This is a genomic window from Mycolicibacterium duvalii, from assembly GCF_010726645.1.
Classification (GTDB): domain Bacteria; phylum Actinomycetota; class Actinomycetes; order Mycobacteriales; family Mycobacteriaceae; genus Mycobacterium; species Mycobacterium duvalii.
In genome coordinates this window covers 4,559,688-4,582,805 of record NZ_AP022563.1, presented here as the reverse complement: position 1 = coordinate 4,582,805, position 23,118 = coordinate 4,559,688, and the positions used below count along the sequence as shown (strand labels likewise).

Below are 23,118 nucleotides of genomic sequence, written 5' to 3'. Positions count from 1 at the left end.
ACCCTGCCCTGCTCATCACTCGAAAGGCTTCTTCATGGCACTGCCCGAGTCCATCTCGGTCGAGGACTTCTTCAACCCACCCACCCGCGCCGGAGCGATGATCTCGCCCGACGGAACCCGGATCGCGTTCCTCGCGCCCTGGCGCAATCGACTCAATGTCTGGGTTCAGGACATCGAGTCCGACGAACCACGCTGTGTCACGAGCGACGACGTGCGCAGCGTGCACCACTTCGACTGGACCGACGACCCGCGCTGGATGATCTATCTGCAGGACACGAACGGCGACGAGAACTGGCACATCTACCGGATCGATCTGGAAGATCCGGCTGGGGCGCCAGTCAACCTGACACCGTACCCCGGCGTAATCGCCTCCCCGATCACCGATTTCGAGAACGGCAAGGCCGTCATTCTCATGAACAGGCGCGATCCGCAGTTGTTCGACGTGTACGAACTGCAGATCGCTACCGGCGAGACCTCCTTGCTCGCCCAGAATCCCGGACGAGCGTTCAACTGGCTGAGCACCGACGACGGCCAGCTGTTTGCCACGGCGCTGACCGACGACGGCCATCTCGATCTGTCCCGGTGGGACGACCGCACCGGGAGCTTGCAGAAGATCACAACCTTCGACGGATCCGACCACCCGGTGGGCATCCACCCGCTCGTCTTGACCCCGGACGGCACGGGCGTCTGGGTCGGATCCAGCCGCGGCAGCGACCACACGCGACTGGTCCGCGTCGACCTCGCCACCGGCGACGAGGTCGAAGTCGACAGCCATCCGGAGTTCGACCTCGACCACCGAGGCGCGGTCAGTCCGTTGATGCCGCAGCCTCTGATCCAGCACCGGCGCACCGGTGAACTGCTCGGCGTGCGATATCTACGGGAACGGCAGGTGATTCACGCGCTCGATCCCTACTTCGCCGATGTGCTGGCCGAGTTGGGAAAGCTCTCCGACGGGGACATCGGACGCATCACCTCCGACGAGGACGGCCGGCGGTGGGTGGTCAACTTCGTCCACGACCGCGATCCGCACGCCACCTACCTCTACGACCACGAGACCGGGGAGAGCCGCCTGCTGTACCGGCCCTTTCCGCACCTGGATCCCGGTCAGCTCGCTCCGATGCAGTCGGTGGCGATCACGTCACGCGACGGACTGACGCTGCACTCGTATCTGACCCTGCCCCTCGGCGTGGAACCGACGGGTCTGCCGCTGGTCCTTCTGGTTCACGGCGGCCCGTGGTTTCGAGACTCCTGGGAGTACCACCCCGGGGTGCAGCTGCTGGCCAATCGCGGTTATGCGGTGCTACAGGTCAATTTCCGCGGGTCACTGGGCTTCGGCTCATCCTTTCTCAAGGCAGCGATCGGCGAGTTCGCCGGCAGGATGCACGACGACCTGATCGACGGCGTGAACTGGGCGGTCGAGCAGGGGTACGCCGACCCCCACCGGGTCGCGATCATGGGCGGGTCCTACGGCGGCTACGCCGCGCTGGTCGGCGTCACGTTCACCCCGGATGTGTTCGCCGCGGCAGTCGACTATGTCGGCGTCTCGGATCTGGCGAACTTCATGCGCACGCTGCCGCCGGTGGCGCGTCCGCACCTGGCCAACAACTGGCACCGCTACGTCGGCGATCCCGACGACCCAGAGCAGTTGGCCGACATGCGAGCCCGCTCCCCGATCACCCGGGTCGACCAGATCCGCACTCCGTTGCTGGTCATTCAGGGCGCCAACGACGTCCGGGTGGTGCAGGCCGAGTCCGACAACCTCGTCAACGCGCTCCGAGCCCGCGATGTCGAGGTCGAGTATCTGGTCCAATCGGACGAAGGCCACGGAGCGGTCAACCCGGAGAACGTGATTCAGATGTACCGTGCCATCGAGGCCTTCCTCGCGCGTCACCTCGGCGCCCGCGAATGAACCCGGGCTACCTCACTTCTTCTGCCGCGGAATCCCGGTGGCCCACAACGCCCACGCGATCAGCACCGGCTGGAAGAGAAGCCGGATGAAGCGGCTGGTGTCACTGTTCAGACCGAAACCATCGGCTCCGTTGACGTACTGCGCGATGTTGCCGGGGAAGATCAGGATGAAGAACGCCGCCAACAGCCGACCCACCAGAACCCGGTCGCGATTGAGCACGGCCAGTCCGACGCCCAGGGTGATCTCGACCCCGCCAGAAGCCATGACGACGCCGTCGGCGTCCATCGGCACCCAGCCCGGCACCTGCGCCTGGAACTCTTCGCGGGCCCAGAACAGGTGGCTGAATCCGGCGAAGATCATCGCCGCGGCCAGGGTGTAGCGGGCCACGGTGCGAGCGGGCGTCGTCGGAGGCGGCGGCGGGAGTTCAGACACAGGGTCGACCTTTCTCTGGCGGGGTGTGACGATCAGGTGGTGTTGCGGGCGTGCAGTTCCGCGGTGATCAGGTTGAGCGCCTCACGCAGCGCCATCAGATCGGCCGCCGGGACGTCGGTCGAGCCGAGGAGTCGCTCGGGAACGCAGGCCGCGCGCTGCTCGAGTGCACGGCCCGCCGCGGTGAGAGTGACACCGACGCGCCGTTCGTCGTCGGCACTGCGCTCCCGACGCACCAGACCGGCCCCCTCGAGCCGCTTCAGCAGCGGCGACAACGTTCCCGAGTCCAGGTGCAGCCGCCGGCCCAGATGACCGACGGTGCACGGCTCCTCCTCCCACAACACGAGCAGCACCAGATACTGCGGATAGGTCAGGTTCAGCTCGTCGAGGATCGGACGGTAGGCAGCGGTCACGGCTCGAGACGCCGAGTACAGCGCGAAGCACAGCTGCTCGTCGAGACGGGGCGCGGACATACCGCAACACTACAGTGCGCAATTGAATTGTGCGCAACTGACCGCTGCGCGTAAGCCGTGGGAAGATGCCAGAGATGGGCGGACGGAAAGGGCGGCGATGACCAGCAGCACACCCGTCACCGGGCCGTTGGACGGGCAGGTGGTGATCGTCACCGGCGCCGCCCGCGGGGTCGGCAAGGGCATCGCCTCGGCGCTGCTGGCCCGCGGTGCGTCGGTGCTGCTCACCGACATTCTGGAAGACGTGCTTGCCTCCACCGCAACGGAATTCAAGCGGGCGGGCTACCGAGTCACCTCGGTGGTGGCCGACCTGCGCGACCCCGGCAGTCCCCAACGGATCGTGCAGGCCGCCCTCGACGCGTTCGCCACGGTGGACGCGCTGGTCAACAACGCCGTCGCCAGCTGCGGACCCAAACCGTTCGTCGACCTCACCGCCGAGGATTACGACCTGGTCTTCGACACCGGGCCGCGGGCGACGTTTTCCCTCATGCAGGCCGTCACCCGGTGATGGCCGGCAAGGGCGGGGGCGCGATCGTGAACATCGGCAGTGCCGCGGGCACCAATGGTGAACCGTTCTTCGGCGCCTACGCCGGGGCCAAAGAGGCCATCCGGGGGATGTCCAAGGCCGCTGCGCTGGAATGGGGCCGCGAGGGGATCCGCGTCAACGTGGTGTGTCCGCTGGCCGAGACCGACGGCTTGCGGGTGCTGCGCGACGCCGCTCCGAAGCACTACGACAGGGTCGTCAAGAGTACGGCGCTCAGGCGTATCGGCGACCCCGCCACCGACATCGGGGGTGTGGTCGCGTTTCTCGTCGGTCCCGACGCCGCGTACCTGACGGGTCAGACGTTGCTGGCCGATGGCGGGGCGGGCGCATTCCGCTGACCTTCTGCTATTGACCTCAAGTTTGGTTGAGGTTTTACCGTTGGCGCATGCTCGCACATAGGTCGGTCGGGTTCGTCGTCGAAATCTCCTCCGATGGAACGTATCTGGACGATGCCGTGACAATGGAACGGCTTGGCTACAATGCGCTGTGGATCAATGGCGGGCAGCTCGACCGCCTGGACCGGCTCACCGAGGTGCTCGCTGCGACGAGATCGGTCACCGTGGCACCGGCGGTCATCCCACCCGATGTGTTCGGCCCGCCGGCGGTCGAGCGGTTGTTCACCCGGGCCGAGGCCGCGGCCCCGGGCCGACTGCTGATCGGGCTCGGTTCCGCCCAGACCCCGGGGGCCATCGGCCGGCTCTACAGTGACGTCGACCAACTCGACGCCGGCATTCCACGGGAGCGCAGAATCCTCGCCGCGTTCGGGCCGCACAAGCTCGGCATTGCGCGGCGGCATTTCCTGGGCGCCGTCCCGATGCTGTTCACCCCGGCGTACACGCGCATCGCGCGCGAGCAGCTCGGTGCGGGCCCGGTGCTGGCCGTGGGCCAGTACGTCGTCGTCGACACCGATCCGGCCACGGCCCGCGAATCCGCCCGGATCCCGTTGCGGATGCTGTTCACCCTGCCTGCTTACGTCAACTCCGCGCTGCGCCAGGGTTTTTCACGGGCCGACATCGCCGCGCTGACCGACTCGGTCGTCGACGGGTTCGTCGCCTGGGGCGACCCGCAGCAGATCGGTGAACGCATTCGCCGCCATCACGACGCCGGTGCGGATCACGTGTACCTCAGCGTCGTGCACCGCGCCGGCCAACCCGACGCCGGCCAGGCCGCCCGACTGCTGGCGCCCTGGGTGTTGCCGCGGCGCTCGGCCCTTCATTCGATAGGCACGTGAAGTTCGTCGAGCAGGCTGCGGACTCGGGTGTCGATCATGTCCCGGATGGGCCGCACTGCCTCGAGGCCCTGTCCGGCGGGGTCCGGGAGATCCCAGTTCTCGTAACGCTTGCCGGGGAAGATCGGGCAGGCGTCCCCACACCCCATGGTGATGACAACGTCGGCAGCTTGGACGATCTCGTCGGTCCAGGGCTTCGGATACTCGGTGGTGATGTCGATGCCGACCTCGGCCATCGCGGCGATCGCGGCGGGGTTGATCTCGGTTCCCGGCTCCGATCCGCCCGACCAGGCCACGGCGGCCTCGCCGGCGAGATGGGTGAAGAAGCCGAGCGCCATCTGGGAGCGTCCGGCGTTGTGGGTGCACAGAAACAGCACGGTCGGTTTGCCGTCGCTGATCTTGCCTTCCACCCGCGCGAGCGCGTGGAGCCGTTGGCGGGCGAAGCGTTCGGCGAGCAGGGGAAGGAACTTGAGGATGGTGGCCCGCCCGGCGAATTGGTCGTAGGACGAGTGCAGAAAGCGTTCGATGGTCTCGGTACCGAAAGCGGTGCCGAACTCCGCCTGCAACCGCGTCGCCGCGGTGCGCAGCGCCAACTGTTGATCGATCGAGAGGTCGCGGGCGACCTGGCTGTCCGTCATCGTGGGGAATCCGTTCGTAGCGTCGAATCGTCGGGCAGATGCTGATTGGTGTGCTGGGTGAAGCGGCGTCGCAGCGCCAGGGACACGTAGACCAGGCCGACCAGCACGGGTACCTCGATCAGCGGGCCGACTACCCCCGCCAGTGCCTGTCCGGAGGTGGCGCCATAGGTGGCGATCGCCACCGCGATGGCCAATTCGAAGTTGTTGCCCGCAGCGGTGAAGGCCAGGGTGGTGGTGCGTTCGTATCCCAGACCCAGCAGCGCGCCCAGCAGATAACCGCCGCCCCACATCACCGCGAAGTAGACCAACAGCGGCAGTGCGATCCGGGCGACGTCCCACGGGTTGTTGGTGATCTGGTCCCCCTGCAGCGCAAAGAGAATCACGATGGTGAACAGCAAACCGTAGAGGGCCCAGGGGCCGATGCGCGGCAAAAACCGCGTCTCGTACCAGTCTCTGCCTTTCCGGCGTTCGCCGATCCGGCGGGAGAGGTAGCCGGCGAGCAGCGGGATACCGAGGAAGATCAGCACCGACTTGGCGATCTGCCACGGCGAGGCCGCGATGGTGGTCTGTTCCAGCCCGAGCCACCCGGGCAGCACCGACAGGTAGAACCAGCCCAGCACCGCGAACATCACGACCTGGAAGAGCGAGTTGAGGGCCACGAGAACCGCGGCCGCTTCCCGGTCACCGCAAGCCAGGTCGTTCCAGATGATGACCATCGCGATGCAGCGCGCGAGGCCGACGATGATCAGTCCGGTGCGGTACTCGGGCAGGTCGGGCAGCATCAGCCAGGCCAGGGCGAACATCAAAGCCGGTCCGAGGACCCAGTTCAGCAGCAGCGAGGACAGCAGCAACCGACGGTCACCGGTGACGGTGTCGAGGCGGTCGTAGCGGACCTTGGCCAGCACCGGGTACATCATGATCAGCAGGCCCAGCGCGATCGGCAGCGAAATGCCGTCGAGCTGAACACTTTCCAGCGCGGAGTCCAGACCAGGGATCCAGCGGCCGAGCAGCAGCCCGGCGACCATCGCGGCGCCGATCCACAGCGGCAGGAACCGGTCCAGGGTGGACAGTCTGGCGGCCACTGCCGGGGCCGCGGTGTCGGTCATCGTCGCGCTCCGACGGCGGCGTCGGAACCGATCAGTGCCGACAAGCTCTCCAGCGCACCGGGCGCCACCTTGTAGTAGACCCACGACGCTCGCCGTTCGGAGGTCAGCAACCCGGCGTCACGCAGCACCTTGAGGTGGTGACTGATCGTCGACTGCGCGACGTCGACGCCGACCGAGATGTCGCAGACACACGCCTCGCCGCCGGCGTGGCTGGCGATCGCCGAGTACAGCTGCAGCCGCACCGGGTCGGCCAGCGCTTTGAGCGTGACGACCATGTCGGCGGCGGCGGCCGGCGAGATCGGCTCGCGCAGTAGCGCTCCGGGGGGACAACAGTCATCCGGCATGATCGTCGGCGGCCGCGAATTCGACATGCATCGATATTGACAGGAATCGAATCAGCAGGCAAACGAACGTCCGGTGAACGATCGGGCCCCGGGCGGCGCCGGGACCCGACCGTCGGTCCTTCAGCAGCAGGTCGCAGCGGGCTCGTTGGCTGCTGCGCTGCCACAACACGGCGTCGCGTCGGCGTCCGGCTCGCGGTGCTGCGGGCTGGTTCCGAAGGTTTCCGAGTCGGCGAGCACGGTGTAGACCTCCCACTTCTCACCACCCGGCCCGGTCACCCACACCTTGTCCTGGGTGGCGAAGCAACACGTGGTGCCGATCTCCTCGTCCGTGAAGAGCCCTTCCCCGGTCAGCCGCGCGATCTCGGCATGCACCCGCTCACTGGATTCGACCTCGACGCCGAGGTGATTGAGGCTGCCGCCGGAGCCCGGGTTCTCCAGCAGGACCAGCTTGAGTGGCGGGTCGCTGACGACGAAGTTCGCGTAGGCCGGCTTGACCTTGGCCGGCTCGATGCCGAACAGCTTGGTGTAGAAGGCGATCGCTTCATCGAGATCCTCGACGTTGAGCGCGAGTTGTACTCGGGACATGACATCCTCCATGGTTGATTAGACATATATCGAACTGACGCGTCCAGCCCAGGATGTCACCTTTTCGATATATGTCAATAGCTGTGGCAGGATGGTGCCATGCCCAAAGCTCTGCCCGTGATCGACATGTCGGCCCCGGTGTGTTGTGCCCCGGTGGCCGCGGGCCCGATCAGCGACGACGACGCACTGGCGGTGGCGCTGCGACTGAAAGCCATCGCCGACCCGGTGCGGGTGAAGATCATGTCGTACCTGTTCAGCGCGGAGCGGCGCGAGGCTACCGGCGGAGGCCTGGCCGCCGTGCTCGGGCTGCGGGAATCCACCGTCAGCCACCACCTTGCACAGCTGCGCAATGCCGGGCTGGTCGAGGCCGATCGCCGCGGGATGAACGTGTTCTACCGGGTCAGACCTGAAGCGCTGCAGGCGCTGTGCGGCGTGCTCGACCCCACCTGCTGCACGTAGCGGGAACGCGACGAATCAGGACGGAGTGACGCGCATTTCGGCGCCCGGGTGTGAGCTCAGCGTGACGACGACGGTGCCGGGTCCGGTGGTGAACAGGGTGCTCGCGTAGCCGATGAACCCGTAGTGCCCGTCGATCGTCGACACCGCGGTGATGTCGCCGCTGCCCGACGCGCCGCTGTCGAGGTTTCGCCACGCCGCTGTCACGGTCAGCGCGCACGAGCCGTCGTAGCGGCCGGCGTCATAGTTGATCGCGACCCGCACACCGTTCTCGAAGCCGCCATTCACCTCGGTCGGCGCCACCTGGGCTTCCGCACTGACGCTGCCCGCGCACGTCGCCGACGCCGCCACTGGGACGGGGTCGAGCTGGGCCAGCGCCTCCGCCTGGACCGGTGCAGACCCCACCCAGGACGCAGCCACCGCGACGGATATTGCACCGGCGGCACGCAGCAGGGTCATGTCTCGATTATCGGCGCCGACCATGCCCGCGTTAGCGGGCTGCTGCTGCGACGCTCACCGCCGCACCCGGTAGCTCGACCCGCAACGCCGCATGCTGATCGAGGATGCGCCGCAGAACGGCATCCATCGGGCGGGCGGCGGTGAGGTCGCGTCCGAGACGGCGGTCGACGACGACCGCGGTGTTCTGACGCCGTTCGCCTGACTCCACCTGGTCGACGATCGGATCGAACAGCGTGGGCGGGGTAGCGACGAAGTACAGCGCGCGCCGCGCCGTACTCATCTCAGCCGAGTAGATCAGCCCGTGTTGGGTGATGACGAAGAACTCCATGGCGATCGGGGCGTTGGGGGCTTCGGTTCGTCCCCAGGCGATCGCGGCGCGCCGGCTCTGCTCCAGCGGGTCCTGGACCGCATCGGTCAGGGAGAACATCCGCTGCACGGGGCCCTCACCCCACGGCGGGTCGGTGTCGACTGCAGCACGGAAGTACCGCGCAAACAGTTCACCGACATAGTCATAGTGGAGCTCGTCCATCGGCGCCCCCTTGGGTTCGGCGACACCTTCAGTGTGCGCGCCGATCCGTCGACTGACCAGAGCCGGTCGCGATTTCCTAACCCCCGGCCGCGAGTGCCTGGTCGAGCCAGGTTCGTAGAGTCGCGACCGGTGCCGCGCCGGACCGACGGACCAGCACCGTGCCGCCGGACATCACGAGCAGGGTGGGAACCGCCTGGACCGAGAAGCGCTGCGCGGTCCGAGGCGCAGCGTCCACGTCGACCTTCACCAGCTTCAACCGCCCCGCGCGCTCGGCGGCGAGCTGCTCGAGCACGGGGCTGACCATCCGGCACGGACCGCACCAGGTCGCCCACAAGTCCACCAGGACGGGCATTTTCGCGCGTTCGGCAACCTCGGCGAAGTCGTCGTCACCGGCCACGGCAATCCACGGCAACGACTCGTGGCACTTGGCGCACCGGGGTGTGCCGTTGGCTGCCGCGGGGACCCGGTTGACCGTTCCGCAGTTCGGGCACTTCACGTTCGTCGGTGTCATGGCGCTCCTCGGTCGGACGGTGCTCGGGCGTCCTCCTCGATGGCCGAGGCCGCCTCGGCGATGATCGCGCGCATGGCCCGCTCGGCCGATTCCTCCTCACCCATCCGGATCGCACGAGCCACCTCATCGTGCAACGCGATGGCCGCGATGTTGGGCTTTTCCGGCATCATGCCGTGGTGGGTGCGACCCGCCAGCAGTTCGGCGACCACGCCGGTCAACGCCCGGAACATCTCGTTGCCGCTGGCTTCCAGCAGCGTCTGATGGAACAGCTCGTCCGCCGACAGGTATGCCTCGAGGTCACCGGTCCGTCCGTGCACGACCATGTCCGACACCGCGGTCGCCATGACCCGGCACTGGTCCGGGGTGGCACGGCGCGCTGCCAGGGCCGCCGCCGCGGGCTCGAACCCCAGGCGTAGCTCCGACAGCGAGACCAGTTGAGCCGCACGGTCGCCGACGTCAAGTCGCCAGCGGATCACGAGGGGGTCGAAGACATTCCACTGCCGCACCGGCTGGACGGTGATCCCGACCCGGCGCCGGGAGCTGACGAGGCCCATCGCTTCGAGGACGCGGACAGCCTCCCGGACGACGCTGCGCGAGACGCCGTGTTCGGCGCTCATCGCCTCCAGTGTGAGGACCCGCCCGGCCGGGTACTTTCCCGACACGACACCGGTTCCCAGCGCAGTCAGCAGACTGTCGTGGAGAGCGTCGGGCCGATCGTGCACGGATTGATCCTGCCAGACCGGCCTTCAGCGCGGAAACGAATGACTTAATTCATCTACCCCTTGCAATAGTCAGACTTTTGGTGAATGCTCTGTGATGTAACACACATAGATGGGGCTTAGGTATGGCAGTACCGATCGTCGTCATGGGCGTGTCCGGGTCGGGCAAGTCGACCGTGGGCGCCGCGCTGGCGCAGCGGTTGCGCGTTCCGTTCGCCGACGCTGACGACTTTCACCCGCCGGCCAACATCGAGAAGATGTCGGCGGGCGAACCCCTCGACGACGGCGACCGCTACCCCTGGCTGGAATCGATCGGCCAGTGGTTGGCCCAGCACCGCCAGGGCGGAGTGATGAGTTGTTCCGCCCTGAAACGCAAGTACCGGGACCAACTGCGCCGGCATTGCCCCGACGTCGAGTTCCTGCACCTGGAGGGCGCGGTGGAGGTCATCAGCCGACGCCAGGCCAGCCGGCCGGGACACTTCATGCCGGCCAAGTTGTTGGAGTCCCAGTTCCGCACCCTCGAGCCCCTCGAACCCGATGAGCACGGGGTCGCCATCAACGTCGACCAGAGCATCGACGACATCATCGAAAACTACGTCAGCGCAACCGATTCGAATGCAGCCGAGGAGCACCCGTGATTCAGGTCGTGGGTGTCGTCGCAGGGAGGGTACCTCGTGGAAGCCATTGATCCGGCATACGGAACCACCACGCTCCTGCTCATCGCCGCAGGCGCAGTCGCGCTGCTGCTGTTCCTGATCATCAGGGTCAAGCTGCACGCGTTCATCGCGCTGGTACTGGTCAGCGTGTTGACCGCGCTGGTGGCCGGCATCCCCGTCACCGATGTTCCCGACGCGCTGTCGTTCGGCTTCTCCAACACGTTGGGCTCGGTGGCGCTGTTGGTCGGCTTCGGGGTCATGATCGGCCGGCTCCTCGAGATCACCGGCGGTGCCCAGGTTCTCGCGGACACGCTGATCGGCCGCTTCGGTGAGAAGCGCGCCCCGCTGGCGCTCGGCGTCGCAGCGCTGTTGTTCGGTTTCCCGATCTTCTTCGACGCCGGGCTGGTGGTGTTCCTGCCGATCATCATGACGGTGGCGCGCCGATTCGGCGGATCGCTGCTGTTGTACGCGTTCCCGGCTGCCGGTGCCTTCGCGGCCATGCACGCTCTGGTACCGCCCCACCCGGGGCCGGTGGCGGCCGCCGAACTGCTCGGCGCGAACATCGGTCTGACATTGCTCGTCGGCGCACCGGTGGCCGTGCTGGCCTGGTACGTCGGCGCGTTCCTGGTGTCCCAGGCGATCGGCCGACGCGTCCACGTCGACGTTCCCACCACGTTGTTCGGTGAGATGAACGGCGGCCGCGAGGCCGACGACGACACCGGCTCCGGTGCGTCCGGCTCCGCCGGCACCGCGACCCGGACGGCCGCCCCTTCATTCGCGACGGTGCTCGGCGTGCTGCTGCTGCCGTTCGTGTTGATCTCGTTCAACACCGTGCTCACCACCTTGCAGACCGCCGGCGTGATCGAAGAGGGCGCCACCTGGGCGGAGTACCTCAAGCTGATCGGCAATACCTCGGTGGCGCTGTTGATCACGGTCATCGTGGCGACGCTTGTCCTGGGTCTGCGGGGCCGGTCGATGGTCACGGTGAGCGATATCCTGGACAAGGCCCTCGGACCCATCTGCGCGATCATTCTCATCACCGGCGCCGGCGGCATGTTCGGCGGCGTGCTGCGGCTCAGTGGCATCGGCGGCGCACTGAGCGGCTCCCTGTCGAACCTCGGGATCTCGCTGATTCTGCAGGCATTCATCATCTCCACCCTGCTTCGCGTCGCGCAGGGCTCGGCGACCGTGGCGTTGACGACGACAGCCGGCCTGCTCAGTGCCGCCGTCGGCGCATCGGATCTGGGCAGCCTTCAACTCACCGCACTGGTGCTGGCGATCGCGGCCGGCGCGACGGTGCTGTCGCACGTCAACGACTCCGGCTTCTGGTTGGTCAGCCGGTTCTTCGAGATGGATGTCAAGACCACGCTCAAGACCTGGACGGTGATGGAAACGACGCTGGGTCTCAGCGTCTTCGTCCTGAGCCTGGGATTGTGGGCTGTGGGCTGACTTTCCTGGCTGCGCCCCGTCCCACTCTCACTATATGGCCCGGGTGGGGGCTTGCGGCAAGACCCCGGTCGGCGGGCACAATCGCACCTCCATCAAACGGACGGGGGTTGTGACAGCGATGACGGATGCGTCTGAGTTCTTCGTGGTTCATGAATCGGGGGCGTACCTGCATGGCACGAGAGCCGATCTCGAGATCGGTGGACTGCTGGTGCCGGGGCGCCCGTCCAACTTCGAAGAGGGCCGGATCTCCAACCACGTCTACATGACACGGGTTCTCGCCGGGGCGGTGCTGGCGGCGCAGTTGGCGGCCGGTCCGGGGCGCGAGCGGGTGTATGTCGTCGAACCCCAGGGGTCGGTCGAGGACGACCCGAACGTGACCGACAAGAAGTTTCCCGGCAACCCGACCCACTCCTACCGCAGCCGGGAACCGGTGCGGATCGTCGGAGAAATCACCGATTGGGTCGGGCACTCACCCGAGTACCTGCAGGCGTTCCGAGACCGGCTGGAAGAGCTGCGGCGCAACGGACTTGCGGTCATCTACGACTGACGCCCCACCGCCTCGGCCGATTCCGCTGCAACAGTCGCCGGTATCGGCCGGGTCCGCGCGGCGCGGATGGCATTGAGGATCACCAGCACCTCCGCGAGTTCGTGGATGAAGACGACGGCGGCCAGGCCGAGTGCGCCCACCGCGGCCAACGGGATCAGCACGGCGATGATCGTGATCGACAGCCCGATGTTCTGCACCATGATCCGGTGCGCGCGCCTCGCGTGGGCGAACGTCTGGGGCAGATGGCGAAGGTCTTCGCCCATCAGAGCGACATCAGCGGTCTCGATGGCGACATCGGTGCCCATGGCTCCCATGGCAACACCGATGTCTGCTGTGGCCAGCGCCGGCGCGTCGTTGATGCCGTCGCCGACCATCGCGATCGGCCGCCCGGCGGCCAGCTCGGGCAGCAGCTTGGCCTTGTCCTCGGGGAGCAGCCCGGAGTGCACCGCGCTGATTCCGGCTTGCGTGGCGAGGGCCTCCGCGGCACGTGCATTGTCTCCGGTGAGCATCGCCACCCGAATTCCCTGTCGGCGCAACGCCGCTACCGCGTCGGCGGCTTCGGGCCGCAGTTCGTCACGAACCGCGATCGCGGCCATCGGCGCCTGGTCGCGTTCGAGCAGCACCACGGTGGCGCCGGTTCGTTCCAGCTCTTCCACGTGGTCACGCAGCGGTCCGGGAGCGACCCAGCCGGGTTTACCCAGGCGCAGCGTGGCCGAGGCGAGGCGGCCCACCAATCCGTGGCCGGCGACCGCGGTGACATCGACGGCCGCGGGAAGATTCGGCCCGGCGGCAGCCAGGATGGCCTGCGCCAGCGGGTGTTCGCTGCGCGCCTCGAGCGCGGCCGCGGCACGGAGGGCCTCGGCCTCGGAGACCCCACCGACGGTGACTGTGGCGATCACCTGGGGACGGTTGCTGGTGAGGGTGCCGGTCTTGTCGAGCGCCACGGTGTGAATCCGGCCCAGCGTTTCCATCGCGGCGCCGCCCTTGATGAGTGCGCCGTGGCGGCTCGCGGCGCCGACCGCGGCGACGACGGTCAGTGGGATCGCGATCGCCAACGCGCACGGCGACGCGGCCACCAGCACGACCAGCGCGCGCTCGAACCAGACTCTCGGATCACCCAGAAGTACTCCGAGCGTGGCGATGGCGGCGGACAGGATCATGATCGCGGGCACCAGCGGTCGCGCGATGCGGTCGGCCAACCGCTGTCCGGTGCCCTTGCGCTGCTGCGCCTGCTCGACGATCTGCACGATGCGCGCCAGCGAGCTCTCCGCAGCACGGGCGGTGACCTCGACCTCGATCGCGCCGCTGCCGTTGATGGCGCCCGCGTGCACCGGAGATCCGGGCCCGGCCTCGATCGGTACGGACTCTCCGGTGATCGCAGACACATCCAGGCTGGTGCGTCCGGCGGTGATCCGGCCGTCGGTGGCGGCCCGCTCCCCGGGCCGCAGCACCATCACGTCGCCGATGACGAGATCGTCTGGGGACATCGATGTTTCGGCACCGCCGCGCAGCACCGTGACGTCGGTCGGGATGAGCGTCAGCAGGGCACGCAGGCCGGCACGGGTCCGAGACACCGCATGGTGTTCGAGTCCTTCTGCGATGGAGAACAGAATGCCCAGCAGTGCGGCTTCGGCGACTTCGCCCAGCACCACGGCCCCGATGGCCGCGATGGTCATCAACGTCGCGACACCGATACGGCCGTGACGCAGACCCCGGACAGCGCCCGGCGCGAACGACGCCGCGCCGACCAGCACCGCCGCGTATTCGAGCAGGACTCCCGCGGTCGGCTGCCCCAGCCCCGCCACCCACCACCCGACGAGCAGCAGCACCGCCGCCGCTGCGGCGCACTGCAGCTGCCGCACGCGCCACCACGTCTCGACTCCGATCCTCGGCGGGGCGACGGTCTGCTCGTCACCGCAGCATGCGTCAGACACCGCGGGGTTCCTCGAGCCGGGGACCGAGCACCGCCGATGTCAGGTCCCGACCGCGGTCGGTGAGGCGGTACATGACCAACCGGCCGTCCCGGCGCGAGGCGACCAGTCCGGCCACCTTGAGTTGTCGCAGATGGTGTGACACCAGGTTCTGGGCCTGGCCGACCACCCACGCCATGTCGCAGACACAAAGCTCGTCCCCGGCCATCAGGGCCGTGGCGATGGTCAGCCGCGTCGGGTCCCCCAGCGCGCGTGCGCCGGCCGCGGCCTTCTCCGTCGTCTCCAGGGCAGGGAGGGCGGCCCGGATCGATTCGGCGTGCGGAAGGTCGAGGCAGAGCAGATCGCAGGCATCCGGCTGGGTCATTCTTATATGCTAATGAATGTTGATATGTATTCGAAAGGCCTACGACGCGGTGCGGGTGCTCGCCGAGAGTGGCCGCCGCGCCATCCGCCTCAACGACGGCATGCTGGAATGGCGCCTGGCCGGCCGCGCCGTGGTTGCCGGCTCAGACGAACAGAGGACATCGCATGACCAAGGCTGACTCGGCAGTGGACACCGGCTGGTTGTTCACCAGTCCCCGCCCCGCACCCGCCCGGTGCCGGCCGGACTTCTATCCGCTGACGGCGCCGGTCGAGGCGCGCTATTCCGACATGGACGTCAACGGTCACCTCAACAACCTGGCCCTCGAATCGCTGCACGAGAACATCCGGGCGACGTTGAACGCGCGGGTGAATCCCGGCATCTACGATCGGGCCCGCCGGGCTGTCCGGCTGGTGACCTCGCAGAACGTGGTGCACTTTCTGGCGGAGGCGCACTGGCCGGCGACGATTCACGCCGGGGCGGGGGTGGCGCGGCTGGGGACCACCTCGTTCGTGGTGTCGTCGGCGTTGTTCATCGACCAGACCTGCATCAGCGTGTGCGACACCGTTCTGGTCGCCGTCGACGTCGACGGCCGACCGGTGGCCATCCCGCCGGAGGCCCGCACCGCCATGGCCCAACTGATGGTCAGGTCGCCGGCGTAACGCGCTCAGTCGACAGCGGTGAACTCGATGTTGATCTCCGTAAGGCCCCGCAGGATGAACGTGGGTTCATAGACGTACCGGCGGTCGTCGGCGGGCCCGTGCTTGTCCTCGGCGACGGTGATGTCGGCCAGCCGGTCAAGGAGCCGTTCGACCGAGACCCGGCCCTCCACGCGCGCCAGCGGGGCGCCGGGGCAGGAATGGATGCCCCGGCTGAAGGCGAGATGCTCACGGACATTCTTGCGCTGCAACGAGAATTCGTGCGGGTTGTCGAACCGCTCGGGATCGCGGTTGGCCGCTCCGGGGCTGACCATCACGGTGCTGCCGGCGGGCACCGGGGTGTCGCCGAGGGTGGTGCTCTTGCGCGCCATCCGGAAGACGCTCTTGACCGGGCTCTCCATCCGCAGACATTCCTCGATGAAGACCGGGATGAGGCTGCGGTCGTCGCGGAGTTGCTGCTGGATATCGGGCCGGTCGCTGAGGATTCGCATCGCCGCCCCCAACAGTTTGGCGGTGGTCTCCTGGCCCGCGGCGAACAGGAAGGTCGCGGTGCGGACGACGTCGACGACCTCGGGCGTCGAACCGTCCGGGTACTTCGCGGTCGCGATGGAGGTCAGCACGTCGTCGCGCGGGTTCTCTCGGCGCTCCTCGATGTAGCGGGTGAACTTCTCGTCGGCCCATTCGAGCGGGTTGCTGGCGATCACCTCGTGATCGAGGCCGCCGATGTTGGAGCCGGGACGCTCGGCACCGAACGCCTCGCGGAAATCCTCGTGGTCTTCCTCGGGCACACCGAGCAGATCGGCCACCACGAGCAGCGAGAACGGCTTGGCGTAGGCGGCCAGAAACTCACACTTGCCGTCGGCGATGAACTCGTCGATGTGGCGGTCGGCGAGCCGCCACATGAAGTCCTCGTTCTCCTTGAGCCGCTTCGGGGTCAGCAGGCGAGACAGGATCGATCGCGCGTCGGTGTGCTGCGGCGGATCCATCGTGACCATGTGCTCGAACAGCGGGATCTCGGTGCGGTGCTGCTCGATCTCCGCGCAGATGTCGTCACCCTCGGGAGTGAACGGCAGCGGAGTGAACGGGCCCATCACCGCCACGCACGAGGAGTAGTGCTCTGAGTCCTTGTAGACGGTGTTGGCCGCCTGCCAGCCGGTGACGGCCAGGACGCCGTTGCTGATCGGACAGCACACAGGGTCCTTGGACCGGACGTGGTCGTAATACGGGTGCGGGTCGGGTATCAGCGAACTGTCGGTGAAGTAGTCGACGCCGTCGAAGTCGGTCATGAAAAGCCATCCTCTAGCGGGTGCTCACGTGGCCGGTGCCACCACCGCGTTGCGTATCACTTTAACAAGAATGTGTAACGCTATCGACTGTTCGGCAGGTGCCGAGTCGCCCACCGTGACGGCCTGGCCACGCCGCCGTGCGTATCCGGGGTCGCCGGTCACCTCGGCTTCAGGTACCGGCCGGTGCCCACCGTTTCGCCATAGCCTTCGACGAATTCCCCGTCTCGGAACACCACCGTGCCTGCGACGGCCGTGGCCACCACGGCGCAGTCGTTGCGGTTGACCATGCGCGACACGCCGCCGAAGAAGGGTGCGCGTTCTTCGTGGTACTCGTCGACAGCGTCATCGAGCCCGCCCGGGTCGATGATGACGAAATCGGCTCGGTCGCCCTGGCGCAGATACCCGGCGTCGAGCCCGAACCACGATGCGAGCTCGCCGGTGAGTCGATGGACTGCCGCGCCGAGCGGGAGAATGGGGCTCCCGTCGTTCAGTGCATCACGCATCCGCTTCAGGAACCGCAGTGGCATGTTGTAGAAAGCCATGTTGCGAAGGTGGGCCCCCGCGTCGGAAAACCCCAGCTGCACGGTGGAATAGCGGGCCATTCTGTCCAGCACGTGCTTTCGGTCGTTGTGCAACGTGGTGGTCCACCGGACGTTGCGTTCACCGTTTGCGACGAGCACGTCCAGGAACGCGTCGACCGGGTCGGCCGCCCGTTCATCGGCGACTTCGCCGAAGCTCTTCCCGATCAGTGAGGCGTCGGGGCACTCGACGATCGTGGCCTCGTAGAAGTCCCTGTTCCAGGAGCTGGGCCGCAGCCTGCTGGCGGTCAGATCCCGACGGAACCGGCGACGATACGTTTCGTCGGCGAGCAGGGTGTTGCGCTCGATCTGGTCACGCAGATGCAAAGCGGCGGTTCCCGCCCCGAACTCTTCGAAGACCGGGAGATCGATGCCGTCGGAGTACAGAGTGAACGGCACCGGCAGATGTTGGAATCTGACATTCGATCCGAAGCATGCATTTCCCAGCCGGGTTGCCACGCGCAGTATCTGATGGGCGCCCCGGGCGGTTTTGGTGTCAAAAGACACCAGCAGACTGACCGGTACCTCGTGGGGGCGAACCGAGAATCGGGTGCCGGATGCCAGGAAGAACAGGACTGCCGAGAGCGGGTTGTCGATGTTGGGAGCGCTCTGCAAAACGCCACCGTGGGCCCGCAGCACGTCGATCAGCCGCCACCGCTCGCGCCATCGCGCGTACGTGGAAGGAAGCGCCCGCGAGCGGTACCGGTCGCCATCGAGTTTGTCCAGCGCGGTGTCCATTCCCGACATGCCCAGCATTCCGGCTTCGATTGCCCGCGTGAGCAACTCGGCCATGGCGTCCAGTTCGCCAGGCGTCGGCCGGATCCGGTGATCTGTTGCGCGGCCGAGCCCCATCACCGCCGCGCGGAGATCCGAATGACCCAGGAAGGAGGCGACATTGGGCCCGAGAGGCAACCCGTCGAGCGTGGCGATGTAGCCCTCGGGGTCTTCCCAGTCGCGATGCGCCTGCAGCGCGGCAAGGACGTGTACGCGAGGCACCGCTTCGACCCGGCTGAACAGATCCGCGGCATCCTCGGACTCGGAGTACACCGTGGACAGCGAACAACAACCCAGCACCACGGTCGTGACGCCGTGGCGTACCGACTCACCAAGGCCGGGATTCATCAGCACCTCGGCGTCGTAATGGGTGTGGATGTCGAGGAAGCCGGGCAGCACCCACTTGCCCCCGGCGTCGATGACCTCCGCGCTGTCCGCCCCATTCAGCGGGTGCGGCGACACGACCGTGACCCGTCCGTTGGTAATGCCGAGATCGGCGCAGCGGGGCTCGTCGCCGGTGCCGTCGAACCACAGCCCGCGGCGCACGATCAGATCGAACATGACTGATCCTCCGCGCCGTGGTCGTCCGCACCGGCGTCCGTCCCGCCGTTCTCGGTGATGTGTGCGACGAGCATCGCTGCCACGTGGTCCGGTCGTTCATGGGGTATCCAGTGCGAGACCCCGTCGAGGACCACGAACCGGTAGGGGCCCTTGACATGGCGCTCGGTCAGTTGTGCCGCGGAGCGCCCGAGAAAGGGGTCGCCGGTGCTCCACACGTAGAGCGTCGGCACTCGGATACGGCCGGTCCGCGACGTTCGATGAAGCATCGCGCGGTACCAGTTCAGCGCTGCGGTGGCCGCGCCCGGTTCGCGCCAGAACTCGACGACACCGTCGATCGGCACGGCCGATCGCCTGCGCAGCAGCAGTCCCAGAATCCTCTCCGGTAGCCAGGGCAGCTGGACGGCGATCATGTACCACGACCTGAAGATCTGGCCGCGCACCAATGCGGCGATGAAAGCACGGGGGTGTCCAACCGACAGCGCCGTGATCGTGGCGATGCGGTCAGGGTACGAAGCAGCGAGCTCCCACGCGACCACCGCACCCCAGTCATGGCCCACTACATGGAACTCGGTCACTTCCGCCTGGTCGGCGAGGGCGATGATGTCTGCGGTGAGACGACCGATCGCATACGCTCGCACACCCTTGGGCCGGGCACCCGGCGAGTAGCCGCGCTGATCGGGTGCCAGCACTCGGAAGCCCTGGGCGGTCAGCGCGGAGATCAACGGACCGAAATTGCGCGCCCGATCGGGGAATCCATGCAGAACGATGATCACCGGGCCGTCGAGCGGGCCCTCATCGATCACGTCGAAGGTCAGCCCGTCATGGGCGTAGGAATGCACTCGGCGCGAGATCGCCCGAGCGGTCGCGCCTGAGGGTTCCACTTCGCTCCCACCTGTCGCAGCTACGTCGTCTTTACAGTCCAATTTGGACTATTGCAGACAGCTATCTCAGTGGCAAGGGTTTTGGGGTGCCGTGGCCCTAGACTCTTCGACGTGAGGTTGACGCCGACGTCGTATGTGCTTCTCGGGCTGGTGCGGTGGGCGCCGCGGTCCACCGCCTACGAGCTGGAGCGCACCATCGCCGCGACCGTCTCCCAGATGTGGACTATTCAGCGCTCGCAGATCTATCGCGAACCACCCCGCCTCGTCGACGCCGGCCTGCTCCGCGCCGAGGTCGACGACGACGGTCGTCAGAAGACCCGTTTCTCCATCACTCAGGCCGGGGAGCATGCGCTCGACACGTGGCTCGCTCAGGCCACCGACGAGATGCCCCAACTGCGCGACCTGGCAATCTTGAAGGTGTTCTTCGGCGCCGAGCCCGAGCACATCGCCCGCGTGAGGCTGCTGGCCCATCAGGCGCGACTCAAGAATTACGAATTGCTGCGAGAGGCCGGCGGCGTCAGTCAGCCGGGGCCGCGCCGGGCGATCGAAGCAGCGATCGCCCACGAGCGGACGTCGATCCGGTACTGGAGCGGACTCGCCCGAGCAGAAGGCACCGCTCAAGAGGAGTAGAACGTCGGCCGAGCGAGGTCAGTTGCGCACCGACGTGTCGACCTGCGGCACCTTCACCGACGGAAACAGCTGATCTAGCCACGGGTTGTTGCGGTCATCGCGGTTGTAGCCGTAGCCGTAGCCCCATGACCATCCGTCGCCGCGGTCCCCACCGAAGCGATAGCCGTCGTCGTCCGCTTGCGCCGGACCGGCGAAGCCGAGCACGGCTGCATACAGCGCGGCCGCGACAACGCCCGCGATCCCGAATCTCTTCATCGCAATCACTTCTTCCCTGCCGACTCATCAGAGCGGAGTACCGCCCATATGGGGTGGAACAGGCTGGACGGCAGAATGATTCCGGCGGTGCTAGTCCTGAACGGCTTTGGCGAGGACGATCAGCTTCGTCACCTCGTCCGCGTCGTCGAGCACCCCGGTGGCCCGGTGCACGATGCGCACGATGGTCCAGGCGCGGGCCCGGTCCTCGTCGTGGCCGGCCGCGTCGACGAGCGCGTAGAAGCGGCGTTGCACGCCGGCACGCACGCTGCCGGCGATGTCGCCCCAGCGGTGCCACAGCATCGGGGCGATGTCATAGGCCGGGTCGCCGTTGACCGGATCGGGAGAGATGGTGAGCCAAGGTTCGCGGTCGGCCGCGAGGACGTTGCCGTAGTGCAGGTTTCCGTGCAGCACGCTCTCGGCGGGCTCGGCGGCGAGGTCACGGCACAGCGCAGCGGCCTGCTCGACGAGCCTGCGCGGCAGCGGCGCACTGTTGGGCAGGGAGGCCAGCATGCCGGCCCAGTCTCCGAGAACCGTTGGCAGGGAGCATAGTTGCGGCAGGGCGGGAATGTGCAGGCTGCGGAAGAGGCCGGCGACCACCTCGCACGCGGCGGCGTCGGGCAGCGACTCGAGCGAGGTTCGATGCAGACGCTCGAGGAGGAGGGCACCGCGGTGCGGGTCGGCGCGCAGCAGCCGCGCGGCCCCGTCGCCGTTCCAACGGCGCAGGACCAGGTGCGCCTGCTCGGCGCCACCGAGCTTGAGGACCGCCGGGGTGCCGTCGCTGCGCACGGGCAGCACGGTGGCCCGGCCGGCACGGTGGACGTCGCCGTCGGGCCGCAGCTGCCAGTCGGCGACGACGTCGTCGAGAGCGGTCACCCCGCCAGGATGCCAGCGCACAGGCCGCCGCACGCTTCCCGACGGCACCGAGCGGGTACCAACCTCAGGTGATGCCCGTCACGACCGGACCGCACAGGGAGATACGGGCCGGCGAACTCTCGGAGGGAGAGACCGATGGCCGGGGAGCAGGCGGCGCGAGAGGACCTCGAGCGCAGCGAACAGGACCCGCACTTCGACACGGAGGTCGACGAGCAGTCCTCCGGTGAGCGTGCGCCCGCCGAGAGCACGTCGACATTCCGCAGGCGCTGGACCGGATTCGCCGCCGGCCTCGTGCTGGCAGCACTCGTGTATCTGGCGCTCCCGGCCGACCTGGCCCATCCGGCCAAGGTGACTGCGGCGATCGCCGTACTGATGGGTCTGTGGTGGATGACCGAGGCGATTCCCATCCCCGCCACGGCCCTGTTGCCCCTGGTCGTGTTCCCCCTTCTCGTCGACGACGTGAGCGTGTCCGACGTCGGCGCCTACTACGGCAGCGACATCATCTTCCTGTTCATGGGCGGGTTCCTCATTGCGTTGGCGATGCAGCGCTGGAATCTGCACCGGCGCATCGCGCTGCTGACGGTACGGGCGATGGGCACCGGTACCACCCGCGTGATCGCCGGATTCATGCTCGCCACGGCCTTTCTGAGCATGTGGGTGTCCAACACGGCGACCGCGGTGATGATGGTGCCGATCGGTGTCTCGGTCCTGATGCTCGCCGGAACGGTGTCGCGCCCCGCCGATACGGAGGAATCCGAGGAACCGGGCGCGGACGCAGAAGAGGTCAAAGAGCAAGTCAAGCAATCGAATTTCGGCACGGCCCTGATGCTGGGTATCGCCTACGCAGCCTCGGTGGGTTCGCTGGCCACGATCATCGGCACACCGCCGAACACCTTGCTCGTCGGCTACCTGCAGGACGAGCACGACATCACCATCAGTTTCGGACGGTGGATGCTGCTGGGCCTTCCGCTCGCCGCCGTGCTGCTGGTGATCACCTGGGTGCTGTTGGCCAAGGTCATCTTCAAGCCCGAGGTCGACGAACTCGCCGGGGGCAAGAAGCTGTTCAACACCGAACTGGCCAAACTCGGGAAGCCGTCCAGCGGGGAGCGGCGGGTGGCGGTGATCTTCGCGCTGGCCGCGATCAGCTGGATATCGTTCCCGCTGATCTGGGACAGTCCCCCGATCTCCGACGCGGGTATCGCGATCGCCGCCGGGCTGCTGCTGTTCATCCTGCCGGCCGGCGCGAAACTCGGTGTGCGGCTGCTGGACTGGTCCACCGCTGTGCAACTCCCGTGGGGCGTGCTGCTGTTGTTCGGCGGCGGGCTCGCGCTGTCGTCCCAGTTCAGCTCGTCGGGGCTGACCGAGTGGATCGGGATCCAGGCACAGAGCCTGCAGGGGATGGCCGTCCTGCTGCTGGTCGGCCTGATCACGGCCGGGGTGATCTTCCTGACCGAGTTGACCAGCAACACCGCCACGGCGGCGACGTTCCTGCCGGTGATCGGCGGGGTCGCGGTGGGCATCGGCCAGGACCCGCTGCTGCTGACCATCCCGGTCGCGCTCGCCGCGACATCGGCCTTCATGCTCCCGGTGGCCACCCCGCCCAACGCGATCGTCTTCGGCACCGGCTACGTCAACATCGGCAGCATGGTCAAGGGCGGAATCTGGCTGAACCTGATCGCAATCCTGTTGATCAGCGTCGCCACCACCACACTGGCGGTGTGGGTGTTCGACATCGCGACCTGACCTAGGT

25 protein-coding genes and 2 pseudogenes are annotated in these 23,118 nt (G+C 67.3%); 10 read left to right on the top strand and 17 right to left on the bottom strand.

The genetic code is table 11. The features are described 5' to 3' along the window. Positions 1-34: 34 nt before the first annotated feature. Positions 35-1,909, top strand: a complete 1,875-nt coding sequence (locus tag G6N31_RS21615) for a S9 family peptidase (RefSeq protein WP_098003693.1) — start codon at positions 35-37, stop codon at positions 1,907-1,909. A gap of 12 nt (positions 1,910-1,921) precedes the next feature. Here the strand turns inward: G6N31_RS21615 and G6N31_RS21610 are convergent, their stop codons facing one another. Next, a complete protein-coding gene (locus G6N31_RS21610) occupies positions 1,922-2,269 on the bottom strand; it encodes a DoxX family protein (protein ID WP_234815310.1) in 348 nt (115 codons plus the stop codon). A gap of 104 nt (positions 2,270-2,373) precedes the next feature. Next, positions 2,374-2,811 carry a MarR family winged helix-turn-helix transcriptional regulator gene (locus G6N31_RS21605; protein WP_098003695.1) on the bottom strand — a complete coding sequence of 146 codons (438 nt, stop codon included), beginning with the start codon at positions 2,809-2,811 and terminating at the stop codon, positions 2,374-2,376. Positions 2,812-2,908: 97 nt separating this feature from the next. Here G6N31_RS21605 and G6N31_RS21600 point away from each other — a divergent pair. Next, a pseudogene (locus G6N31_RS21600) lies at positions 2,909-3,690 on the top strand (SDR family NAD(P)-dependent oxidoreductase). A gap of 47 nt (positions 3,691-3,737) precedes the next feature. Next, positions 3,738-4,583: a TIGR03620 family F420-dependent LLM class oxidoreductase gene (locus G6N31_RS21595; RefSeq protein WP_098003696.1), complete on the top strand. Its 846-nt coding sequence runs from the start codon at positions 3,738-3,740 to the stop codon at positions 4,581-4,583. Here the strand turns inward: G6N31_RS21595 and G6N31_RS21590 are convergent. The 4 genes and pseudogenes from G6N31_RS21590 to G6N31_RS21575 form a co-directional block, all read right to left on the bottom strand. Continuing rightward, on the bottom strand, positions 4,565-5,218 hold the full coding sequence (locus G6N31_RS21590) for an arsenate reductase ArsC (RefSeq protein ID WP_098003697.1): 654 nt from the start codon (positions 5,216-5,218) through the stop codon (positions 4,565-4,567). The two genes, G6N31_RS21595 and G6N31_RS21590, sit on opposite strands and share 19 nt — an antisense overlap. Positions 5,219-5,247: 29 nt before the next feature. Next, positions 5,248-6,324: pseudogene (gene arsB, locus G6N31_RS21585) on the bottom strand (ACR3 family arsenite efflux transporter); the annotation flags it as partial. After that, positions 6,321-6,695 (bottom strand): ArsR/SmtB family transcription factor, encoded by a 375-nt coding sequence (locus tag G6N31_RS21580; RefSeq protein WP_163722309.1) that lies wholly within the window; start codon positions 6,693-6,695, stop codon positions 6,321-6,323. The pseudogene arsB and the gene G6N31_RS21580, both read right to left, overlap by 4 nt. A gap of 93 nt (positions 6,696-6,788) precedes the next feature. After that, positions 6,789-7,253: an ArsI/CadI family heavy metal resistance metalloenzyme gene (locus tag G6N31_RS21575; protein WP_098003751.1), complete on the bottom strand. Its 465-nt coding sequence runs from the start codon at positions 7,251-7,253 to the stop codon at positions 6,789-6,791. Between the two features lie 99 nt (positions 7,254-7,352). Between G6N31_RS21575 and G6N31_RS21570 the strand changes: the two genes are divergently transcribed. Beyond that, the gene (locus G6N31_RS21570) at positions 7,353-7,712 is read left to right on the top strand and encodes an Rv2640c family ArsR-like transcriptional regulator (protein WP_098003699.1); all 360 of its coding nucleotides are present in this window, start codon (positions 7,353-7,355) and stop codon (positions 7,710-7,712) included. A 15-nt stretch (positions 7,713-7,727) separates the two neighbouring features. Here G6N31_RS21570 and G6N31_RS21565 read toward each other — a convergent pair whose 3' ends face one another. The 4 genes from G6N31_RS21565 to G6N31_RS21550 all read right to left on the bottom strand — a co-directional run bounded on the left by G6N31_RS21565 (position 7,728) and on the right by G6N31_RS21550 (position 9,930). Then, positions 7,728-8,168, bottom strand: coding sequence for a hypothetical protein (locus tag G6N31_RS21565; RefSeq protein WP_098003700.1), 441 nt, complete (start codon positions 8,166-8,168; stop codon positions 7,728-7,730). A gap of 31 nt (positions 8,169-8,199) precedes the next feature. Beyond that, the gene (locus tag G6N31_RS21560) at positions 8,200-8,697 is read right to left on the bottom strand and encodes a glucose-6-phosphate dehydrogenase (protein WP_098003701.1); all 498 of its coding nucleotides are present in this window, start codon (positions 8,695-8,697) and stop codon (positions 8,200-8,202) included. A gap of 76 nt (positions 8,698-8,773) precedes the next feature. Further along, positions 8,774-9,208, bottom strand: coding sequence for a thioredoxin (trxA, locus tag G6N31_RS21555; protein WP_098003702.1), 435 nt, complete (start codon positions 9,206-9,208; stop codon positions 8,774-8,776). Next, the gene (locus tag G6N31_RS21550; RefSeq protein ID WP_098003703.1) at positions 9,205-9,930 is read right to left on the bottom strand and encodes a FadR/GntR family transcriptional regulator; all 726 of its coding nucleotides are present in this window, start codon (positions 9,928-9,930) and stop codon (positions 9,205-9,207) included. Before G6N31_RS21550 ends, trxA begins: the two co-directional genes overlap by 4 nt. A 122-nt stretch (positions 9,931-10,052) precedes the next feature. Between G6N31_RS21550 and G6N31_RS21545 the strand changes: the two genes are divergently transcribed. The 3 genes from G6N31_RS21545 (at position 10,053) to arr (ending at position 12,579) form a co-directional block, all read left to right on the top strand. Then, positions 10,053-10,565, top strand: a complete 513-nt coding sequence (locus tag G6N31_RS21545) for a gluconokinase (RefSeq protein ID WP_098003704.1) — start codon at positions 10,053-10,055, stop codon at positions 10,563-10,565. A gap of 36 nt (positions 10,566-10,601) precedes the next feature. After that, positions 10,602-12,032: a GntP family permease gene (locus G6N31_RS21540; protein WP_098003705.1), complete on the top strand. Its 1,431-nt coding sequence runs from the start codon at positions 10,602-10,604 to the stop codon at positions 12,030-12,032. A 118-nt stretch (positions 12,033-12,150) separates the two neighbouring features. Next, positions 12,151-12,579 (top strand): NAD(+)--rifampin ADP-ribosyltransferase, encoded by a 429-nt coding sequence (gene arr, locus G6N31_RS21535; RefSeq protein ID WP_098003752.1) that lies wholly within the window; start codon positions 12,151-12,153, stop codon positions 12,577-12,579. Here arr and G6N31_RS21530 read toward each other — a convergent pair. Together G6N31_RS21530 and G6N31_RS21525 are read right to left on the bottom strand one after the other, a co-directional pair. Beyond that, on the bottom strand, positions 12,570-14,513 hold the full coding sequence (locus G6N31_RS21530) for a heavy metal translocating P-type ATPase (protein ID WP_098003706.1): 1,944 nt from the start codon (positions 14,511-14,513) through the stop codon (positions 12,570-12,572). The two genes, arr and G6N31_RS21530, sit on opposite strands and share 10 nt — an antisense overlap. Continuing rightward, complete coding sequence (locus tag G6N31_RS21525; RefSeq protein ID WP_098003707.1) at positions 14,506-14,874, bottom strand: ArsR/SmtB family transcription factor; 369 nt, start codon at positions 14,872-14,874, stop codon at positions 14,506-14,508. The genes G6N31_RS21530 and G6N31_RS21525 overlap by 8 nt, the downstream gene beginning before the upstream one ends. 164 nt (positions 14,875-15,038) lie before the next feature. Here G6N31_RS21525 and G6N31_RS21520 point away from each other — a divergent pair, with 164 nt between their 5' ends. Beyond that, positions 15,039-15,533 (top strand): acyl-CoA thioesterase, encoded by a 495-nt coding sequence (locus G6N31_RS21520; RefSeq protein ID WP_109790835.1) that lies wholly within the window; start codon positions 15,039-15,041, stop codon positions 15,531-15,533. A gap of 5 nt (positions 15,534-15,538) precedes the next feature. On the opposite strand, the gene G6N31_RS21515 is transcribed toward G6N31_RS21520, so the two are convergent. The 3 genes from G6N31_RS21515 to G6N31_RS21505 form a co-directional block, all read right to left on the bottom strand. Next, the gene (locus G6N31_RS21515; protein WP_098003709.1) at positions 15,539-16,816 is read right to left on the bottom strand and encodes a cytochrome P450; all 1,278 of its coding nucleotides are present in this window, start codon (positions 16,814-16,816) and stop codon (positions 15,539-15,541) included. Between the two features lie 158 nt (positions 16,817-16,974). Continuing rightward, on the bottom strand, positions 16,975-18,729 hold the full coding sequence (locus tag G6N31_RS21510; RefSeq protein WP_098003710.1) for an N-acyl-D-amino-acid deacylase family protein: 1,755 nt from the start codon (positions 18,727-18,729) through the stop codon (positions 16,975-16,977). Next, entirely contained in the window at positions 18,717-19,610 is an 894-nt protein-coding gene (locus G6N31_RS21505) for an alpha/beta fold hydrolase (RefSeq protein ID WP_234815303.1), read from the bottom strand. The genes G6N31_RS21510 and G6N31_RS21505 overlap by 13 nt, the downstream gene beginning before the upstream one ends. A gap of 111 nt (positions 19,611-19,721) precedes the next feature. Here G6N31_RS21505 and G6N31_RS21500 point away from each other — a divergent pair, with 111 nt between their 5' ends. Next, positions 19,722-20,240 (top strand): PadR family transcriptional regulator, encoded by a 519-nt coding sequence (locus G6N31_RS21500; protein ID WP_163722307.1) that lies wholly within the window; start codon positions 19,722-19,724, stop codon positions 20,238-20,240. Positions 20,241-20,258: 18 nt separating this feature from the next. Here G6N31_RS21500 and G6N31_RS21495 read toward each other — a convergent pair whose 3' ends face one another. Next, the gene (locus tag G6N31_RS21495) at positions 20,259-20,495 is read right to left on the bottom strand and encodes a hypothetical protein (protein WP_098003712.1); all 237 of its coding nucleotides are present in this window, start codon (positions 20,493-20,495) and stop codon (positions 20,259-20,261) included. 90 nt (positions 20,496-20,585) lie between these two features. Next, positions 20,586-21,368 carry an aminoglycoside phosphotransferase family protein gene (locus tag G6N31_RS21490; protein ID WP_098003713.1) on the bottom strand — a complete coding sequence of 261 codons (783 nt, stop codon included), beginning with the start codon at positions 21,366-21,368 and terminating at the stop codon, positions 20,586-20,588. 135 nt (positions 21,369-21,503) lie between these two features. Here G6N31_RS21490 and G6N31_RS21485 point away from each other — a divergent pair, with 135 nt between their 5' ends. Beyond that, a complete protein-coding gene (locus tag G6N31_RS21485) occupies positions 21,504-23,111 on the top strand; it encodes an SLC13 family permease (protein WP_098003714.1) in 1,608 nt (535 codons plus the stop codon). The last annotated feature ends 7 nt before the right edge of the window (positions 23,112-23,118 follow it).

Excerpts from the sequence above, each read along its gene's own strand:
- G6N31_RS21615 (WP_098003693.1), top strand. The coding sequence starts at position 35 with ATGGCACTGCCCGAGTCCATCTCGGTCGAGGACTTCTTCAACCCACCC.
- G6N31_RS21610 (WP_234815310.1), bottom strand. The coding sequence starts at position 2,269 with ATGATCTTCGCCGGATTCAGCCACCTGTTCTGGGCCCGCGAAGAGTTC.
- G6N31_RS21605 (WP_098003695.1), bottom strand. The coding sequence starts at position 2,811 with ATGTCCGCGCCCCGTCTCGACGAGCAGCTGTGCTTCGCGCTGTACTCG.
- G6N31_RS21595 (WP_098003696.1), top strand. The coding sequence starts at position 3,738 with ATGCTCGCACATAGGTCGGTCGGGTTCGTCGTCGAAATCTCCTCCGAT.
- G6N31_RS21590 (WP_098003697.1), bottom strand. The coding sequence starts at position 5,218 with ATGACGGACAGCCAGGTCGCCCGCGACCTCTCGATCGATCAACAGTTG.
- G6N31_RS21580 (WP_163722309.1), bottom strand. The coding sequence starts at position 6,695 with ATGTCGAATTCGCGGCCGCCGACGATCATGCCGGATGACTGTTGTCCC.
- G6N31_RS21575 (WP_098003751.1), bottom strand. The coding sequence starts at position 7,253 with ATGTCCCGAGTACAACTCGCGCTCAACGTCGAGGATCTCGATGAAGCG.
- G6N31_RS21570 (WP_098003699.1), top strand. The coding sequence starts at position 7,353 with ATGCCCAAAGCTCTGCCCGTGATCGACATGTCGGCCCCGGTGTGTTGT.
- G6N31_RS21565 (WP_098003700.1), bottom strand. The coding sequence starts at position 8,168 with ATGACCCTGCTGCGTGCCGCCGGTGCAATATCCGTCGCGGTGGCTGCG.
- G6N31_RS21560 (WP_098003701.1), bottom strand. The coding sequence starts at position 8,697 with ATGGACGAGCTCCACTATGACTATGTCGGTGAACTGTTTGCGCGGTAC.
- trxA (WP_098003702.1), bottom strand. The coding sequence starts at position 9,208 with ATGACACCGACGAACGTGAAGTGCCCGAACTGCGGAACGGTCAACCGG.
- G6N31_RS21545 (WP_098003704.1), top strand. The coding sequence starts at position 10,053 with ATGGCAGTACCGATCGTCGTCATGGGCGTGTCCGGGTCGGGCAAGTCG.
- arr (WP_098003752.1), top strand. The coding sequence starts at position 12,151 with ATGACGGATGCGTCTGAGTTCTTCGTGGTTCATGAATCGGGGGCGTAC.
- G6N31_RS21525 (WP_098003707.1), bottom strand. The coding sequence starts at position 14,874 with ATGACCCAGCCGGATGCCTGCGATCTGCTCTGCCTCGACCTTCCGCAC.
- G6N31_RS21520 (WP_109790835.1), top strand. The coding sequence starts at position 15,039 with ATGACCAAGGCTGACTCGGCAGTGGACACCGGCTGGTTGTTCACCAGT.
- G6N31_RS21515 (WP_098003709.1), bottom strand. The coding sequence starts at position 16,816 with ATGACCGACTTCGACGGCGTCGACTACTTCACCGACAGTTCGCTGATA.
- G6N31_RS21510 (WP_098003710.1), bottom strand. The coding sequence starts at position 18,729 with ATGTTCGATCTGATCGTGCGCCGCGGGCTGTGGTTCGACGGCACCGGC.
- G6N31_RS21495 (WP_098003712.1), bottom strand. The coding sequence starts at position 20,495 with ATGAAGAGATTCGGGATCGCGGGCGTTGTCGCGGCCGCGCTGTATGCA.
- G6N31_RS21485 (WP_098003714.1), top strand. The coding sequence starts at position 21,504 with ATGGCCGGGGAGCAGGCGGCGCGAGAGGACCTCGAGCGCAGCGAACAG.